The sequence below is a fragment of the Micromonospora wenchangensis genome (assembly GCF_002210435.1).
GTDB classification, from domain to species: domain Bacteria; phylum Actinomycetota; class Actinomycetes; order Mycobacteriales; family Micromonosporaceae; genus Micromonospora; species Micromonospora wenchangensis.
In genome coordinates this window covers 18,240-33,146 of record NZ_MZMV01000004.1, presented here as the reverse complement: position 1 = coordinate 33,146, position 14,907 = coordinate 18,240, and the positions used below count along the sequence as shown (strand labels likewise).

At 72.2% G+C, this 14,907-nt stretch carries 16 protein-coding genes; 11 read left to right on the top strand and 5 right to left on the bottom strand.

The features are described from left to right. Nucleotides 1-16: 16 nt before the first annotated feature. Entirely contained in the window at nt 17-271 is a 255-nt protein-coding gene (locus tag B5D80_RS03275) for an acyl carrier protein (protein ID WP_088642265.1), read from the top strand. 142 nt (nt 272-413) lie between these two features. On the opposite strand, the gene B5D80_RS03270 is transcribed toward B5D80_RS03275, so the two are convergent. Both B5D80_RS03270 and B5D80_RS03265 read right to left on the bottom strand, forming a co-directional pair. After that, the gene (locus tag B5D80_RS03270) at nt 414-851 is read right to left on the bottom strand and encodes a nuclear transport factor 2 family protein (protein ID WP_088642264.1); all 438 of its coding nucleotides are present in this window, start codon (nt 849-851) and stop codon (nt 414-416) included. Between the two features lie 11 nt (nt 852-862). After that, nucleotides 863-1,312, bottom strand: a complete 450-nt coding sequence (locus B5D80_RS03265) for a nuclear transport factor 2 family protein (RefSeq protein ID WP_088642263.1) — start codon at nt 1,310-1,312, stop codon at nt 863-865. A 214-nt stretch (nt 1,313-1,526) separates the two neighbouring features. Between B5D80_RS03265 and fabG the strand changes: the two genes are divergently transcribed. The 10 genes from fabG to B5D80_RS03215 all read left to right on the top strand — a co-directional run bounded on the left by fabG (nt 1,527) and on the right by B5D80_RS03215 (nt 11,753). Next, entirely contained in the window at nt 1,527-2,312 is a 786-nt protein-coding gene (gene fabG, locus B5D80_RS03260; RefSeq protein WP_088642262.1) for a 3-oxoacyl-ACP reductase FabG, read from the top strand. 13 nt (nt 2,313-2,325) lie between these two features. After that, the gene (locus tag B5D80_RS03255) at nt 2,326-3,270 is read left to right on the top strand and encodes an aromatase/cyclase (protein ID WP_088642261.1); all 945 of its coding nucleotides are present in this window, start codon (nt 2,326-2,328) and stop codon (nt 3,268-3,270) included. Beyond that, nucleotides 3,263-4,861: a class I adenylate-forming enzyme family protein gene (locus B5D80_RS03250; RefSeq protein ID WP_211291372.1), complete on the top strand. Its 1,599-nt coding sequence runs from the start codon at nt 3,263-3,265 to the stop codon at nt 4,859-4,861. Before B5D80_RS03255 ends, B5D80_RS03250 begins: the two co-directional genes overlap by 8 nt. Before the next feature lie 27 nt (nt 4,862-4,888). After that, on the top strand, nt 4,889-5,185 hold the full coding sequence (locus B5D80_RS03245; protein WP_144081547.1) for an antibiotic biosynthesis monooxygenase family protein: 297 nt from the start codon (nt 4,889-4,891) through the stop codon (nt 5,183-5,185). Further along, a complete protein-coding gene (locus tag B5D80_RS03240; RefSeq protein ID WP_088642259.1) occupies nt 5,182-5,952 on the top strand; it encodes an SDR family oxidoreductase in 771 nt (256 codons plus the stop codon). The genes B5D80_RS03245 and B5D80_RS03240 overlap by 4 nt, the downstream gene beginning before the upstream one ends. Nucleotides 5,953-5,998: 46 nt before the next feature. After that, complete coding sequence (locus B5D80_RS03235) at nt 5,999-7,219, top strand: FAD-dependent monooxygenase (RefSeq protein ID WP_088642258.1); 1,221 nt, start codon at nt 5,999-6,001, stop codon at nt 7,217-7,219. A 22-nt stretch (nt 7,220-7,241) separates the two neighbouring features. Next, nucleotides 7,242-8,024 (top strand): cyclase family protein, encoded by a 783-nt coding sequence (locus B5D80_RS03230; RefSeq protein ID WP_088642257.1) that lies wholly within the window; start codon nt 7,242-7,244, stop codon nt 8,022-8,024. Nucleotides 8,025-8,375: 351 nt separating this feature from the next. Next, nucleotides 8,376-9,488 (top strand): ricin-type beta-trefoil lectin domain protein, encoded by a 1,113-nt coding sequence (locus B5D80_RS03225; protein ID WP_088642256.1) that lies wholly within the window; start codon nt 8,376-8,378, stop codon nt 9,486-9,488. 100 nt (nt 9,489-9,588) lie between these two features. After that, nucleotides 9,589-10,878 carry a poly(ethylene terephthalate) hydrolase family protein gene (locus tag B5D80_RS03220; protein ID WP_425437151.1) on the top strand — a complete coding sequence of 430 codons (1,290 nt, stop codon included), beginning with the start codon at nt 9,589-9,591 and terminating at the stop codon, nt 10,876-10,878. 149 nt (nt 10,879-11,027) lie between these two features. Further along, nucleotides 11,028-11,753: a response regulator transcription factor gene (locus B5D80_RS03215; protein WP_088642255.1), complete on the top strand. Its 726-nt coding sequence runs from the start codon at nt 11,028-11,030 to the stop codon at nt 11,751-11,753. Here the strand turns inward: B5D80_RS03215 and B5D80_RS03210 are convergent. The 3 genes from B5D80_RS03210 to B5D80_RS03200 all read right to left on the bottom strand — a co-directional run bounded on the left by B5D80_RS03210 (nt 11,693) and on the right by B5D80_RS03200 (nt 14,681). Then, nucleotides 11,693-12,538, bottom strand: coding sequence for a polyphosphate polymerase domain-containing protein (locus B5D80_RS03210; RefSeq protein WP_088642254.1), 846 nt, complete (start codon nt 12,536-12,538; stop codon nt 11,693-11,695). The genes B5D80_RS03215 and B5D80_RS03210 overlap by 61 nt on opposite strands. Continuing rightward, a complete protein-coding gene (locus B5D80_RS03205; RefSeq protein ID WP_088642253.1) occupies nt 12,535-13,128 on the bottom strand; it encodes a DUF4956 domain-containing protein in 594 nt (197 codons plus the stop codon). Before B5D80_RS03205 ends, B5D80_RS03210 begins: the two co-directional genes overlap by 4 nt. Nucleotides 13,129-13,289: 161 nt before the next feature. Further along, nucleotides 13,290-14,681: a carbohydrate-binding domain-containing protein gene (locus B5D80_RS03200; RefSeq protein WP_088642252.1), complete on the bottom strand. Its 1,392-nt coding sequence runs from the start codon at nt 14,679-14,681 to the stop codon at nt 13,290-13,292. Nucleotides 14,682-14,907: the final 226 nt, after the last annotated feature.

The window sequence follows — 14,907 nt, the reverse complement described above, 5'->3', positions numbered from 1 at the left end:
GAGAAGGGACCCACCCGTGCGACTGCTCACCGTCACCGAACTCCTCCAGGTCGTCCGCGAGTGCGCCGGAGGCGACGACCACCGGGGTGCCGAGGCCGACCTCGCCGACACCCCGTTCGAGGAACTGGGGTACGACTCGCTGGCGCTGCTGGAGACCGCCGGCCGGCTGGAACGGGAGTACCACGTGAAGCTGACCGACGAGATGGTCGGTGAGGCGCGTACCCCGCAGCGCCTGGCCGACCTGGTCAACGGTGAACTGCAACGCCGGTGACGCACCCCTGACCGGCACCGGTACCGCTCCGGCGGCACCGGTGCCGGTCGGCCGGTGGCGTCGGACCACCGCCGCACGTGCACGTGCGAACGCCCGGCCGGGAAATCCCGGCCGGGCGTCGCGTCGTTCCGCGGTACGGCGGTCAGCCCACGTCGTCGTGTCGCACGTACCGCTCCCGGATCCGCCACCGGCCACCGGAGCGCACCAGCGTGTCCCGGCACCTGGTGCTGCGCCACAGGTGCGGCGAGCCGGCGGCCGGCGTCTCGACCACCATCGCGTACGAGGTGGCCTGCACCGACCCATCGGGCAGCCACACCGCCTGGAGCATCCCGGTCCAGTGCCGGTGCACCACCCGCTGCGCCCGCGCCTCGGCCACCAGCCGGTGCGCGACGACGGCGATCGTCGCGCGTCCCCGCGCCGGCTCCGGCCGGGCGTTGTTGGCGATGGTGGCGTCGTCGGTGAAGGTGTCCAGCCAGCGCTCCACCTCGCCGTCGTCGATGGCGGACATGTGTTCGGCGTAGAACTGTTGCAACTGCGTGTAGGTGGCGTTCTCCACCGGTCGCGGCTCGATGCTGGTCACCGGGCGGCCCGTCAGCTCAGGTCGTCGCGGTGGACGTGCCGCTCGCGGACCAGCCAGCCGCCGCCGTCGGTCGGGACCAGCAGGTCCTCGCAGACGCAACTGCGCCAGACGACCGGCTCGCCGCCCTTCGGCGTGCGGATCACCAGCGCGTACGAGCGGGCGTGCAACCCGCCGTCGGCCGCCGGCCGCAGGTGCAACATCCCCAGCCAGTGCCGGTGGACGACGCCGTCGGCGGCCAGTCGGGCGGTCGCCTCGGCCGCACCCGCCGCGATCGCGGCCCGCCCCCGGGCGGGTTCGGGGTCGACGCTGGTGCCGAAGACGCCGTCCTCGGTGAAGGTCCGCGCCCACGGCTCGGCCTCGCCACGGTCGAGCAACTGCATCTGCTCGGCGTAGAACTGCTGCACCCGGTGGTGGACCGCCGCGTCCACGAAACCCACCGAAGTCTCGGTCGATGCTGCCATGTCGGCACTCCCTCGTCGCACGGTACTGGTCCTCCGAGGCTGTCCGAGCCCGGTGGAGCGGCACTAGAACGCAGGTCGACCCGGAGCCGGGCGGGGCCGGTCCACCGTCGGTCCAGTGCAGGTCCGCTCCGGTGCGAGTGGCGGTCGAGGTGGGACTGCCAGTCTCGACGTCTACCGGGCCCACGGCGTGGTTCCGGCCGAGGCAGGAGGCGAGATGACGAACGAGACGCGGCGGGTGGCGGTGGTCACCGGTGGTACGAGCGGCATTGGTCTCGCCGTGACCAGGGCGCTCGCGGAGCAGGGGATGAGGGTCTTCCTCTGCGCCCGGGACGCCGACGCGGTGGCGGCGACGGTCAAGGGCATGCGGGACGAGAACCTGGACGTGGACGGCGCGACGTGTGACGTCCGTGATCCCGAGCAGGTCCGACGGTTCGTCACGGCGGCCGTGGACCGCTTCGGCCCGGTGGACGTGCTGGTGAACAACGCCGGCCGCAGCGGCGGCGGGGTGACCGCCGAGATCGCCGACGACCTCTGGTACGACGTGATCAACACCAACCTCAACGGCGTCTTCCTGATGACCCGGGAGGTGCTGACCACCGGCGGGATGCGGCACCGGGACAGCGGCCGGATCGTGAACATCGCCTCCACCGGGGGCAAGCAGGGCGTGGTGCTCGGTGCCCCCTACTCCGCGTCCAAGCACGGCGTGATCGGCCTGACCAAGGCGCTGGGTCTGGAACTCGCCAAGACCGGGATCACCGTCAACGCGGTCTGCCCCGGCTATGTCGAGACCCCGATGGCGCAGCGGGTGCGGGCCGGCTACGCGGCGGTCTGGGAGACCACCGAGGACGCGGTGCTGCAACGGTTCGAAGCCAAGATCCCACTGGGCCGGTACAGCAGCGCCGAGGAGGTCGCCGCGATGGTCTCGTACCTGCTCAGTGACGCTGCCGCCCCGGTCACCGCGCAGGCGTTGAACGTCTGCGGCGGACTCGGCAACTACTGATCGGAGAGCGGACGTGAGCGACAACCAGCACACCGAGCACAGCGTCACCGTTGACGCGCCGGCCCGGTCGGTCTACGACCTCGTCGCCGACGTGACCAGGTGGCCGGCCTTCTTCGCCCCCACCGTGCACGCCCGGGTGCTCGAACACCGCGACGGGCGGGAACGGATCCAGCTCTGGGCGTACGCCAACGGCGAGGTGCGCACCTGGACCTCGCGGCGGGAGCTGGACCCGGACCGGCTCCGCGTCGACTTCCGGCAGGAGGTCTCCACGCCGCCGGTGGCGGCGATGGGCGGGCAGTGGCGGATGGAGCCGCTCGACGAGGGGCGGACCCGGCTGGTGCTGACCCACGACTACCGGGCCGTCGACGACGACCCGGCCGGTGCGGAGTGGATCGCCCGTGCCGTCGACCGCAACAGCGAGTCCGAGCTGGCCGGCGTCAAGCGGATCGCGGAGGAACACGCCCGGCTGGACGAGCTGCTGCTCACCTTCGAGGACGAGGTGGAGATCGCGGGCGCGGCGCCGGACGTCTTCGACTTCCTCAACCGGGCCGACGAGTGGCCCGAGCGGCTGCCCCACGTGGACCGGCTGGAGCTGCGTGAGGACGTGCCCGGCATCCAGCACATGGTGATGGACACCCGCACCGCCGACGGCTCGGTGCACACCACCACGTCGGTGCGGGTCTGCTTCTCGCCGACCGGCATCGTCTACAAGCAGACCCAGGTGCCGAAGTTGATGACCGCGCACACCGGGGAGTGGCGGCTGGACGAGGGCGCGGACGGGGTCCGGCTCACCTCGCGGCACACGGTGCTGCTCAAGCCGTCAGCGATCGACGGGGTGCTCGGCGCGCAGGCGACCATCGCCGACGCCCGGTCCTACGTCCGCACGGCGCTGGGCCGTAACAGCCTCGCCACCATGGGGCTGGCCAAGCGGTACGCGGAGGCGTTGACCCGTGGCTGAGACCGGTCGTCGGATCGCCGTGGCGACCGCCGCCAACCGTCCCTCGTTGGTCTACCCGGTGGGGCGGTTGGACGCCATGCTGACCACCGCGGCCTCCTCCTACCCGGATCGACTGGCGATCTGTTCGGCCACCCGTGAGCTGCGCTACCGCGACTTCGACCGGGCGGTGGACCGGCTGGCGGCCGGGTTGCGGTCCCGGTTCAGCGGCGCGGCGGTCGCCCTCACCTCGGTGCTGGACCCGGATTTCGCGGTGGCCTACTACGCCGTCGCGCGCAGCGGCAACCGGGTGGTGATCGTCAACCCGCTGCTGCCGGCCGAGGTGCTGACCCATGTGCTGGGTGTCTCGGGCGCGGTCATGCTGTTCGCCACGCCGGCGCTCGCCGGTCGGCTGGCCGGCGTCCGGGACCGCCTGCCGCGGTTGGCCGACGTGGTGCTGATCGGCCCGGACGCCTCCTCCGCCGGGGAGGAGACGCTGTCCGGGTTCGTCGCGTCGTCACCGGCGGAGCCGGTGGGCGGGACGCCTGCGGTGGCGGAGGACGACGTGGCGGTGGTGCAGTTCACCAGCGGTACGACCGGCCTGCCCAAGGGGGTGCTGCTCAGCCACCGCAACGTGACGGTCAACGCGGCGCAGGTGGCGGCGGCCCACCACGTCACCGGCTCCTCGGTGACCTTCAACTACCTGCCGACCTTCCACCCGATGCACCTGAACTCCGCGGTCTGCGCCGGGGCGACCCAGGTGCTGTGCGACAGCCGGGACGTGGTCGACTCGGTGCGGATGGCCAACCGTTACGGGGCCACCCACTACTACAGCCTGCCGGTCCGGTTGGCCCGGTTGGCGGTGGACCCGCGCCTTGCCGGGCTGCGGTTCGAGACGGTCACGGTCATCGCCTCGGGCGGTTCGGCGCTGTCCGCACGGGCCACCACCCGGCTGGCCGAGCACTTCGCGGTGCCGGTGATCCAGGGGTACGGCCTGGCGGAGACCTCGCCGTTGACCCACTCCGACGATCCCCGCCGCCCGCAGCTGTCCTCGGTCGGCCAACCGGTGGCGGACACCGAGTGCCGGGTGGTGGACGTCGACTCGGGCCGGGTGGTGTCGACCGGCGAGATGGGCGAGGTGCAGGTGCGGGGCCCGCAGATGATGGTGGGTTACCTGCACCAGGACGAACCGGCCACGGACCCCGACGGGTGGCTCGCCACCGGCGACGTCGGCCATCTCGACGAGGACGGCCGGCTCTATCTGGTGGACCGGATCAAAGACACCTTCAAGTGCGACAACTGGCTGGTGGCGCCCTCGGAGATCGAGCGGGTGCTGGAACGGCACCCGGCCGTACGCGAGTGCGTGGTGGTCGACCTGCCGCACGAGTTCAGCGGTGCCGTGGCCGCCGCGTTCGTGGTGCTCCGCCCGGAGGCGGACACCGCCGACCGGCCGGCCCTCGCCGCCGGGATCAGCGCGTTCGTCAACGAGGCGGTCGCGTCCTACCAGCACCTGCACCACGTCGCGATCGTGGACGAGATCCCACGGTCGGCGAACGGCAAGATCCAGCGCCGCGACCTGCGTGCCGCGATGCTGGCCCACCACGACGGTCGATGACGACGTACGCCGAGAGGAGTGGCCACCATGGTCATGTTCATCACGAAGTTCACTGTCAAGGGCGAGCCGGAGCAGTTCGAGAAGTTCTTCGCCGAGCACGCCGGGTTCATGAGCAGCCAGCCGGGCTTCGTCTCCTTCCAGCTGGTCAGGGCGGCCGGTGACCCGCACAGCTACCTCAACATCGGCCAGTGGCAGACGGTGGAGGACCAGCGGCGGGTCACCCAGAGCGCCGAGTTCCGGTCGCACGCCGCGACGATGCGGGAACTGGTCGACGTGGAGGCCGGGGTGTACCTGCCGGTGGCGTCCGCGGGGCAGCCGCTGTGACCGAGCGCAACGGCACCGCCGACCTGGGTCTGCACGGCCGGGTGGCGCTGGTCACCGGCGGTACCCGGGGGGTGGGCCTGGCGGTGGCCCGGCGGTTGTGCGCCGCCGGCTGCCCGGTGGTCCTGGGCTACCGCGCGGACCACGCGGCGGCGGAGCGGGCGGTGAAGTCGCTGGCCGGGCTGCCGGGCGCGGTGGACGCGGTCGCGGCGGACGTCTCCCGGCCGGCCGGCGTCGCGGCGCTGCTCGACGCGGTCCGTAGCCGGCACGGCGGGCTGGACATCTTCGTGCACAACGCCGCGCACTTCACCCCGATGCCGGCGACGCGGCTGGCCGCCCGGGGGGTTCGCGCCGACCTGGCGACGGCGTTGACCCCGCTGGCCGCCGGTGCGGCCGGCGTGGCCGAGCTGATGGCGGGTCGTCCCGGCCGGATCGTCGTGGTGTCCAGCAGCGGCGCCCGGGACGTCGTGCCGGCCTACGCGAGCCTCGGGATGGCGAAGGCCGCCCTGGAGAGCCTGGTCCGCTACCTGGCGGTGGAGCTGGCGGCCCGGGGGATCACCGTCAACGCGGTCTCCACCGCCAAGATCGACAAGGGTGCGGACACCCCCGCTCCGGAGGTCGCGGCGGTGCTCGCCGGGCGTACCCCGGCGGGTCGGCTCACCACACCGCAGGACGTGGCGGGCGTCGTGGCGCTGCTCTGCACCGACGAGGCCGCCTGGTTGCAGGGCCAGGTCGTCACCGCCGACGGCGGCCTGGGCCTGCGCGGCTGACCGGCCGGCACCGCGACACACGAGCGACGCGTTCGGGAGGACGACGATGGACGACGAGACCGACTTCTGTGTGGTGGGGGCGGGCCCCGCCGGCCTGGTGCTGGCGTTGCTGCTGCTCCGGTCGGGGGCGCGGGTCACCGTGCTGGAACGTGCCAGCTCGTTCTCCCGGGACTACCGGGGGGAGATCCTCCAACCCGGTGGGCTGGCCCTGCTCGACCAGTTGGGCGTGCTGGCCGGCGCACGTGCCCGGGGCGGTTACGCGCACCGCCGGTTCCGGCTGGTCGAGCGGGGCCGGGCGCTGCTCGACATCGACTACCGGCGGCTGCCCGCCCCGTACGACCACCTGCTGAGCCTGCCGCAGCGGCACCTGCTGGAGGAACTGCTGGCGCAGTGCCGGGGCCGGGACGGCTTCGACTACCGCGCCGGCACCCGGATCAGTGAGCTGGTACGCGAGGACGGTCGGGTCCGGGGGGTGGTCGCCGACGGCCCGGACGGCCGACGCACCGTCCGGGCGCACTGCGTGGTCGGCGCGGACGGCCGCTTCTCCAAGACCCGGCGGCTGGCCGGCATCGACGGGCAACGCCTGGAGGCGTTCGACCACGACGTGCTGTGGTTCAAGGTGCCGCTGCCCTGTCCCGCCGACCCGCCGGACGTGACGATCTTCCGCTCGTCGGCCAACCCGGTGCTGGCCTACCACTCCTATCCGGATCGACTCCAGCTCGGCTGGACGCTGCCGCACCGGGGCTACGCGGCGGTCGCCGAACACGGCATCGAGCACGTCAAGCAGCAGATCGGCAGGGCGATCCCCCAGTACGCCGAGTTGATCGACGCCCACCTGCACACGCTCGCCGACCTGTCCCTGCTGGACGTCTTCGCCGGTTGCGCCGACCGGTGGGCGCTGGACGGCCTGCTGCTGATCGGCGACAGCGCCCACACCCACAGTCCGATCGGCGCCCAGGGCATCAACCTGGCGATCCAGGATGCGGTGCTGGCCCACCCGGTGCTGGTCGACTCGCTGCGCAGTCGCGATGCCGGCGCCGCCCGGTTGGACCGGTTCACCGGGCAACGTCGGCGCAGCGTGGAGCGGGTCCTGAAACTCCAGGTCCTGCAGAGCCGGGCGATGCTCTCGCAGAACCGGGTCGGCAACGCGCTGCGGCCCCGGGCGGCCCGCCTGCTGGCCCACACCCCGGTCTACCCCCGGGTGCTGCGCCGGATCGCGTACGGCGACCGCCCGGTGGTGCTGGCCGCCGATCTCCTCACCCGCTGACCCCGTACCCCGAAGGAGCGCCGTGCGCATCATCGACCTCTCCGCACCGGTGGACGCCGCCGGTTGGGAACCCGAGCCGCTCACCCTCACCACCATGTCGGCGGCCGACGGGGCCAAGCATCTCGCCGCGGAGATGCGGGAACACTTCGGCATGGAGATCGACCCGGCGGACCTGCCGGACGGGGAGTTCCTCACCAACGACACGGTCTCCCTCACCACCCACACGGGCACGCACATCGACGCGCCGGCACACTACGGCTCGCGGGCCGCGTACGGCCGGCCGCGGACGATCGACGAGCTTCCGGTCGACTGGTTCCACCGTCCCGGGGTGGTGCTCGATCTGACCTCGGCACCGGTCGGCGCGGTGGACGCGGACTTCATCCGGGACGCCCTGGCGCGGGTCGACTACCGTCCCGCGCCGATGGACATCGTGCTGTTGCACACCGGTGCCGACCGGTTGGCCGGTTCGCAGCGGTACTTCACCGACTTCGTCGGTCTGGACGCCTCGGCGGTGCACCACCTGCTGGATCTCGGCGTCCGGGTGATCGGCACGGACGCGTTCAGCCTGGACGCCCCGTTCACCCACATCATCGAGCGTTATCAACGTACCCGGAACCGGGCGGACCTCTGGCCGGCGCACATGGCCGGCCGGCAGCGGGAGTTCTGCCAGATCGAGCGGCTGGCGAATCTGGACGCGTTGCCGCGTCCGCACGGTTTCACGGTCTCCTGCCCCCCGGTGAAGGTCGCCGGGGCGGGTGCCGGGTGGGCGCGGGCGATCGCCCTGGTCCCCGGGGAGGCCGACTGACGGCAGGGCCGCAGCACCGCCGTCGCCGGCGGCACCCGGAGCGGACGGGTGTCGCCGGCGACGGCCGTTCCGGGCGTCCGGTCACCTTCCGTCCGGGGCCGGCGGTGGGCCGGAACTGGACCAGGTCAGCGACAAGTATTTACAATGGTCGTTGTTAACGCTCACACCCGTCCCGGTGCCGAGGCCGCCCCGTCCCGTCGGGGCGGCGATCGGCGTGTGCCCGGCGGGATCCGGCGGCCGGTGGCCGTCCGGTCCGGCCGATCCGCGTTACCGGCGTGCCGCCCCTCACCACGGCGACCGTCCGGCCGGCCCACGCCCTCGGCCAGCTCCACCGAACCAGGGGAGAAATCCATGCGAACGAGGGCACGATGGCTCGCGGCGCTCGCCGTACTCGGCGTCATGACCGCCGGGGTGGTGACACCGACCGGCCCCGCCCACGCCGAATCCAACGGCGGGGTACGGGTCATGCCGCTCGGCGACTCCATCACCGAGGGCACCCAGGTGCCCGGCGGCTACCGGATCGGGCTCTGGCAGCGCCTGGCCGCCGGCCGGTACACGATCGACTTCACCGGATCGCAGTTCAACGGGCCGGGCAGTCTCGGTGACCACGACCACGAGGGGCACCCCGGCTGGCGCATCGACCAGATCGACGCCAACATCGTCGGCTGGCTGAACAGCCAACGGCCGCAGAGCGTGCTGCTGCACATCGGCACCAACGACATCCTCCAGAACTACAACGTGGGCACCGCGCCGAACCGGCTCTCCACCCTGATCGACAAGATCACCACCACCGTGCCCACCGCCGAGGTGTTCGTCGCGCAGCTCATCCCGCTGTCCAACAGCAACCAGGAGAACGCCGTACGGACCTTCAACGCGGCGATCCCCGGCATCGTGTCGAGCAAGGTGAACGCCGGCAAGCGGGTGCACCTGGTCGACATGCACAGCGCCCTGTCCACCGCCGACCTGATCGACGGCATCCACCCCACCTCCGGCGGCTACGACAAGATGGCCGCCCGCTGGTACAGCGCGTTGCAGTCGGTGCCCGGCAGCATCGGCAACCCGGGCAACAGCGGCGGACAGACCACCACGATCGTGGGCACCCCGTCGGGCCGGTGCGTCGACGTGCCCGGTTCCGCCATCACCAACGGGCTCCAGATGCAGCTCTGGGACTGCCACGGCGGCACCAACCAGCAGTGGACGTACACCTCCGGCCGGGCGTTGACCGTGCTCGGCACCAGGTGCCTGGACGCCGCCGGCTACGGCACCACCCCGGGCACCCTGGTCACCACGTACGACTGCCACGGCGGAACGAACCAGCAGTGGAACGTCAACGCCAACGGCACCATCACCGGCGTCCAGTCCGGCCTCTGCCTCGACGCCAACGGCGGGGCCACCGCCAACGGCACGAAGCTCGTCCTGTGGACCTGCAACGGCCAGGCCAACCAGCAGTGGAGCCGGCGGTAGCCCGCAGCCCCGTGACACGAAGGAGAAGCCTGAAGTGACACCACCGACGGATCGACCCCCGACCCCGCCCCCGACCGGCCGCCGGACCTCCGTACCCCGAGTGGCGAGCTGGCTCTCGGCCGGCCTCGCGGTGGTCCTCGGCCTGATGATGGCCGGGACCACGCCGTACGCCGCCGCGGCGGACAACCCCTACCAGCGCGGCCCGGACCCGACCCCGGCGAGTGTGGCCGCCACCCGGGGGCCGTTCGCCACCACGCAGGCGACCGTGCCGGCGGGCAACGGCTTCAACGGCGGGTTCGTCTACTACCCGACCGACACCAGCCTGGGCACCTGGGGCGCGGTGGCGATCGTGCCCGGGTACTCCGCCCTGTTCGCCAACGAGGAGGCCTGGATGGGCCCCTGGCTGGCGTCCTTCGGGTTCGTGGTGCTCGGGATCGAGACCAACAGCCGGACCGACGGCGCCGACGCCCGGGCCACCCAACTGCTCGCGGGGCTGGACTACCTCACCCGGACCAGCCCGGTGCGCAGCCGGGTGGACCCCAACCGGCTCAGCGTGATGGGCCACTCCGCGGGTGGAGCCGGCACCCTGCTGGCCGCGCTGCGGCGGCCGTCGCTGCGGACGGCGGTCGGCCTCGCCCCGGGTACGCCCGGCAACAACCTGAACATGTCCACCACCCAGGTGCCCACCCTGCTCCTGTCCGGGCAGAACGACGGCACCGTCACCCCGTCCTACGTGCAGGGCATCTACAACACCCTGCCCGCCGGAGTGGAGCACGCCTGGGCGGAACTGGCCGGCAACGACCACCTGTCGTTCACCAGGTCGAACCCGACCGAGATGCGGCTGCTGATCCCCTGGCTCAAGATCTTCCTGGACTACGACACCCGCTACACCCAGTTCCTCTGCCCGCTGTCGAACAGCACCGGCGTCTCCCGCTACAGCTCCACCTGCCCCCTGGTGCCGCCGGGCGGGCCGACGATCCCGCCCACGACCACGCCACCCCCCACCACCCCACCCCCCACCACCCCGCCGCCGACCACTCCGCCGCCCACCACGCCCCCGCCGACCACTCCGCCGCCGACGACCCCGCCGCCCGGCACCGCCTGCACCGCGACGTACCGCACGATCGGCTCGTGGTCTGGTGGCTTCCAGGGCGAGGTCACGGTGACCGCCGGAAGCGCCGCCGTCGACGGCTGGACCACCCGCTGGCAGTTGGGCAGCGGGCAGGGCATCAGCCAGGTCTGGAACGGCACGCTGAGCACCAGCGGCACGACCGCGACGGTGCGCAACGCCGACTACAACGGCACCCTCGCCCCCGGCACCTCGACGACCTTCGGCTTCCTCGGCACCGGTGCGCCGACCAGCCCGTCGCCGACCTGCACCAGCCCCTGAGCGACACCGCCGCCCACTCGACGCCACGTCGGGTGGGCGGCGGCGGGCGACCGTCCGGTCGTCGGTGGCAGGTCGTTCACAGCTGATCCACAGCCGACTGCGAGGCCCTTCCCCACCATGTCCCGTACGAACAGTGCGTGATTACCCCGATGTCCAGGGTGCTCGTCGTGGACGATGATCCGAACCTGCGGATGCTGCTCTCGGCGACGTTGGGGAGACACGACTTCGAGGTCCGGGTGGCCGCCGACGGCCGGGAGGCGCTGGTCGTGGCGGCGGCCTTCGACCCGCACCTGGTGGTGCTCGACGTGATGCTGCCGGACGTGGACGGTTTCCAGGTCGCACGCAGCCTGTGGGCCGGGCCGGGCCCCGGGGTGCCGGTGCTGTTCCTCACCGCCCGCGACGAGGTGGCCGACCGCATCGCCGGGCTGGCCGCCGGGGCCGACGACTACGTCACCAAGCCGTTCAGCCTGGAGGAACTGGTGCTCCGGGTGCGGGCGGTCCTGCGGCGGTGCGGGGCCGACCGACAGGCGCGGGACGACGGTCTGCTGCGCTTCGCCGACCTGGAACTGGACGAGGCGGCCCACGAGGTGCGCCGGGGCGGGCACCCGGTGCAGTTGTCGCCCACCGAGTTAAACCTGCTGCGGTTCCTGCTCGGCAACGCGGGCCGGGTGGTCAGCAAGGCGCAGATCCTCGACGGGGTGTGGCACTACCGCTTCGGCGGCGACGGGCGGATCGTCGAGTCGTACGTCCACTGCCTGCGCAGGAAGATCGACCGTTGGGACCCGCCCCTGATCCACACCGTCCGGGGCGTCGGTTACGCGTTACGGCTGCCACCGGGTTCGGCGGCGACGTCACCTCCGACGCCGACCGGGTGAGGCGTCCCCTGCCCGGCGGGTGCGGCGTGGAAGTGCCGGCGCAGGGTGCGTCGCCAGCGCCCGGCGGGTAGCTCCGGGTCGAGCGCGGCCAGCCCGGTCGCGTACTTGGAGATGGCCACCGGGCGGTGGCCCTGCCGCCAGAGCAGCCGGTCGACGTGGGAGGCGGTGGAGCCGGTCTTGGTCTCGATGATCGCCAGTTCGGGCAGTGCCAGCCGACGACCGTGCCGGTCCTCCCAGCGCAGCGCGACGTCGATGGTCGCCCGGCTGGCGGTCGCCGGCAGGTAGAGCGTGCTGCGCAGGTAGCTGGTGGTGAGGGTCGGCGAGAAGGCCAGGGTGGGGCCGGCGCTCAGCGCGGCGAGCACCCCGTCGACGAACGACCGGCCGGGGGCGAGGGTGCCGCTGTCGTCGGGGTGGTAGGGCAACCGTTCCTTGACGGTGCCGCCCCGGGTGCCCTCCGTCTTCACCTCCAGCCAGCACAGGCCGGAGTCGAGGTAGGTCCGCGTCCTGATCTTGAAGCGGCGGCGGCGGCGACGGGCGGTGAGCCGGAAGCTGACCAGGTCGGCGGTGTCGAAGTAGATCGACTCGTAGCGGAACGCACGCCTGCCGTCGATCTCCAGCACCTGGTCGGTGTGGTCGAGCCCGGCGAGCAGGCCCGGCAGCTCGGCCAGCGGCAGGAGGTACTTGCGGTCGAACCGGGTCTGTAGCGCGGCGCGCTCGGTCAGTTCCGCGAGCCCGATCGGCGTGAGCTGGGCCAGCGCCCCGATCGGCGATTCGACGGCGGTCACCGTACGGCGCCCGCGTCGACCGGCCGCCGCCCGCCGGTGGCGGTGACCCTGGGCCGCGAGTAGCGCACGTCCACGACCGTGGTGTCGTTGACCAGGTCGACCCGTTCCACGTTGACGTTGTGCACCCGGGCACCGAGCAGTTGCTCCAGGTGCGCGGTGAGGGCGACCGAGTCGGTGACCGCGCTGTCCAGCACGATGACGTGCCGCCGGTACCGGCGCAGCAGCCGGGGATGGTCCCCGACGAACATCACGGCGAGGATCAGCGCCGTCAGCGCGCCGACCGTCCAGACCGAGGTGCCGGAGAGCGGGCCGAGGATGCCGAGCGCGAGCGCCGAGAAGTAGTACGCCACCTCGTGCTGGTCGAGTTCCGTGGAGCGGAGCCGGATGATCGACAGCACTCCGAAGAGGCCCAGTCCGAGTCCGGCGCCGACGGTACTGCTGCTCAGTGAGCTGGCCACGGCGAAGACGCCGACGTTGACGCCGAGGTAGGCCACCACCAGGTCCCGCCGTCGGTGGCGCGGGAAGTACAGCGCGAAGACGAGCAGGACCACGGCGACCAGGTCCACTCCGGCCAGGACCAAGCGCGACATATTTGCTCCTTGGGGTGTCCGCCGGCCGGTTCCCGTGTGTACGGCGTCCGGCGGTGGGGCATCGGATCTGGCGGTGGTGCACCGGCGGGGCCGACGGTGGACACCGTCGGCCCCGCCGTGCGGTCCGGACCCGTCGGCCCGGACCGCGGGGGGCCGTGGGCTCAGAACCGCCCGTACCGGCCGGCGGTGACGCCGGTCAGCACCCGGGTGGCCCCGGTGATGCTGCCGCCGGTGTAGAGACCGCCGACGTTGGTGCCGGTCACGCTGCCGCCGGTGTAGATGTCGTACCGCTGGCCGTTGGTGATCCGGTTGGACGAGAAGACGACCTCCCGCACGGTGGCCGAGGTCCGGTACGAGCCCAGCACCGTGCTGCCGGACACCACGTGCACGATGGTGTTGGCGGCCAGGTTGGCGTTGAACCGGGGGGCCACCCAGCCCTGGCCGGTGTTCGGCACCGCCTGGAACACGGCCAGCGAGGTCAGCGCCGCGCCCACCACGGTGCCGCCGGTGAAGGTGATCGGGCCGTCGGCGTCGATCGCGCCCTCGCCGCCGCCCCGGGTGCTGGAGCCCCGGGCCACCACGGTGCCACCGGCGAAGGTGAGCGACCCGTTGGAGTCGAAGCCGTCCGTGCCGCCGGTGGCCACCACCGTGCCACCGGTGACCTTGATGAACGCGATCGCGGACGGCTCCATGTGGCCGAGGCCCTCCTCGGCGGCGTTGACCGCGTCGTCGCTGGCCACGACGGTGATGTTGCCGCCGCTGATGGTGGTCCGGAGCCCTTCCAGCGCCTCGTAGGACCGGGTGACGTTGATGGTGCCGCCGGAGATGTTCAGGTCGTTCTCACCCTTGATGGCGTCGTCGGCGACCGAGGCCGTGATCGTGCCGTTGGTGATGGTGAGCACGCCCTTGCCGGCCTCGGTGTCGTTGGACTTGAGCCCGTCACCGCCGGACGAGGTCACGGCGATCGTGCCGCCGTTGACGGTGAGCGAGTCCTTGCCCCGGATCGCGTCGTCGACCGCGTTGACGGTGATGGTGCCGGACTGGATGACCAGGTCGTCCTTGCTGACGATGCCGTCGGCGTGGTTGGCGCGCACGGTCAACGCGCCGGTGCCGCCGATGGTCAGGTCGGCGGCGCTGAACAGGGCGGCGTCCGGCTCGCCGGTGTTGGTGTACGTCGCCGCGTCGGTGAGGTTGTTGCTGGTGCCGGCGGCCAGCGTGAGGGTTACCGCGCTGGCGTTCGTCACGTACAGCGGCGAGGAGGTGGCGTTGGTGATCGAGGCGCCGGCGAGGACGAGTTCCACGGTGCCGGTGACGGCGGTGTCGACCTTGACGTAGCCGTTGTTCAGCGTGCCCCTGATCTCGTAGGAGCCCGGCGCGGTGATGGTGACGGCGCTGCCGGCGACGGTGACGTTGCTGCCGGTGACGCTCGCGCTGGAACCGTTGAGGGTGATCGTGGCGGTCGCGGCGGCGACGGCGGCGACGGCGAGCGGGCCGGCGAGCAGGGTGGCGGTGAGGCCGGCCAGGACGGCGGTACGGCGGGCGGTGGCTGTCATGGGGGTCCTGTTCCTCGGGTACGGGCGGAGGGGGTGCGCTGGGCCCGGGCGCGGTGCGGACGCCTCGACGACCCGGCCGTCGGCAAGGTGAACGGCGGGTGAACGAGGCTTGGCATTGACGATGCTAAATGAGATACGCCGCTTGTCGACAGTGTCGGAGCGGGAAATCGAAGCGCTTTCACCATTGCCAGCTGATTGACAGGTGACCCTGACGAAACTCTGAGCC

Coding starts and splice junctions, on each gene's coding strand:
- B5D80_RS03265 (WP_088642263.1), bottom strand. CDS start 1,312: ATGGCAGCATCGACCGAGACTTCGGTGGGTTTCGTGGACGCGGCGGTC.
- fabG (WP_088642262.1), top strand. CDS start 1,527: ATGACGAACGAGACGCGGCGGGTGGCGGTGGTCACCGGTGGTACGAGC.
- B5D80_RS03245 (WP_144081547.1), top strand. CDS start 4,889: ATGGTCATGTTCATCACGAAGTTCACTGTCAAGGGCGAGCCGGAGCAG.
- B5D80_RS03235 (WP_088642258.1), top strand. CDS start 5,999: ATGGACGACGAGACCGACTTCTGTGTGGTGGGGGCGGGCCCCGCCGGC.
- B5D80_RS03225 (WP_088642256.1), top strand. CDS start 8,376: ATGCGAACGAGGGCACGATGGCTCGCGGCGCTCGCCGTACTCGGCGTC.
- B5D80_RS03215 (WP_088642255.1), top strand. CDS start 11,028: ATGTCCAGGGTGCTCGTCGTGGACGATGATCCGAACCTGCGGATGCTG.
- B5D80_RS03205 (WP_088642253.1), bottom strand. CDS start 13,128: ATGTCGCGCTTGGTCCTGGCCGGAGTGGACCTGGTCGCCGTGGTCCTG.
- B5D80_RS03200 (WP_088642252.1), bottom strand. CDS start 14,681: ATGACAGCCACCGCCCGCCGTACCGCCGTCCTGGCCGGCCTCACCGCC.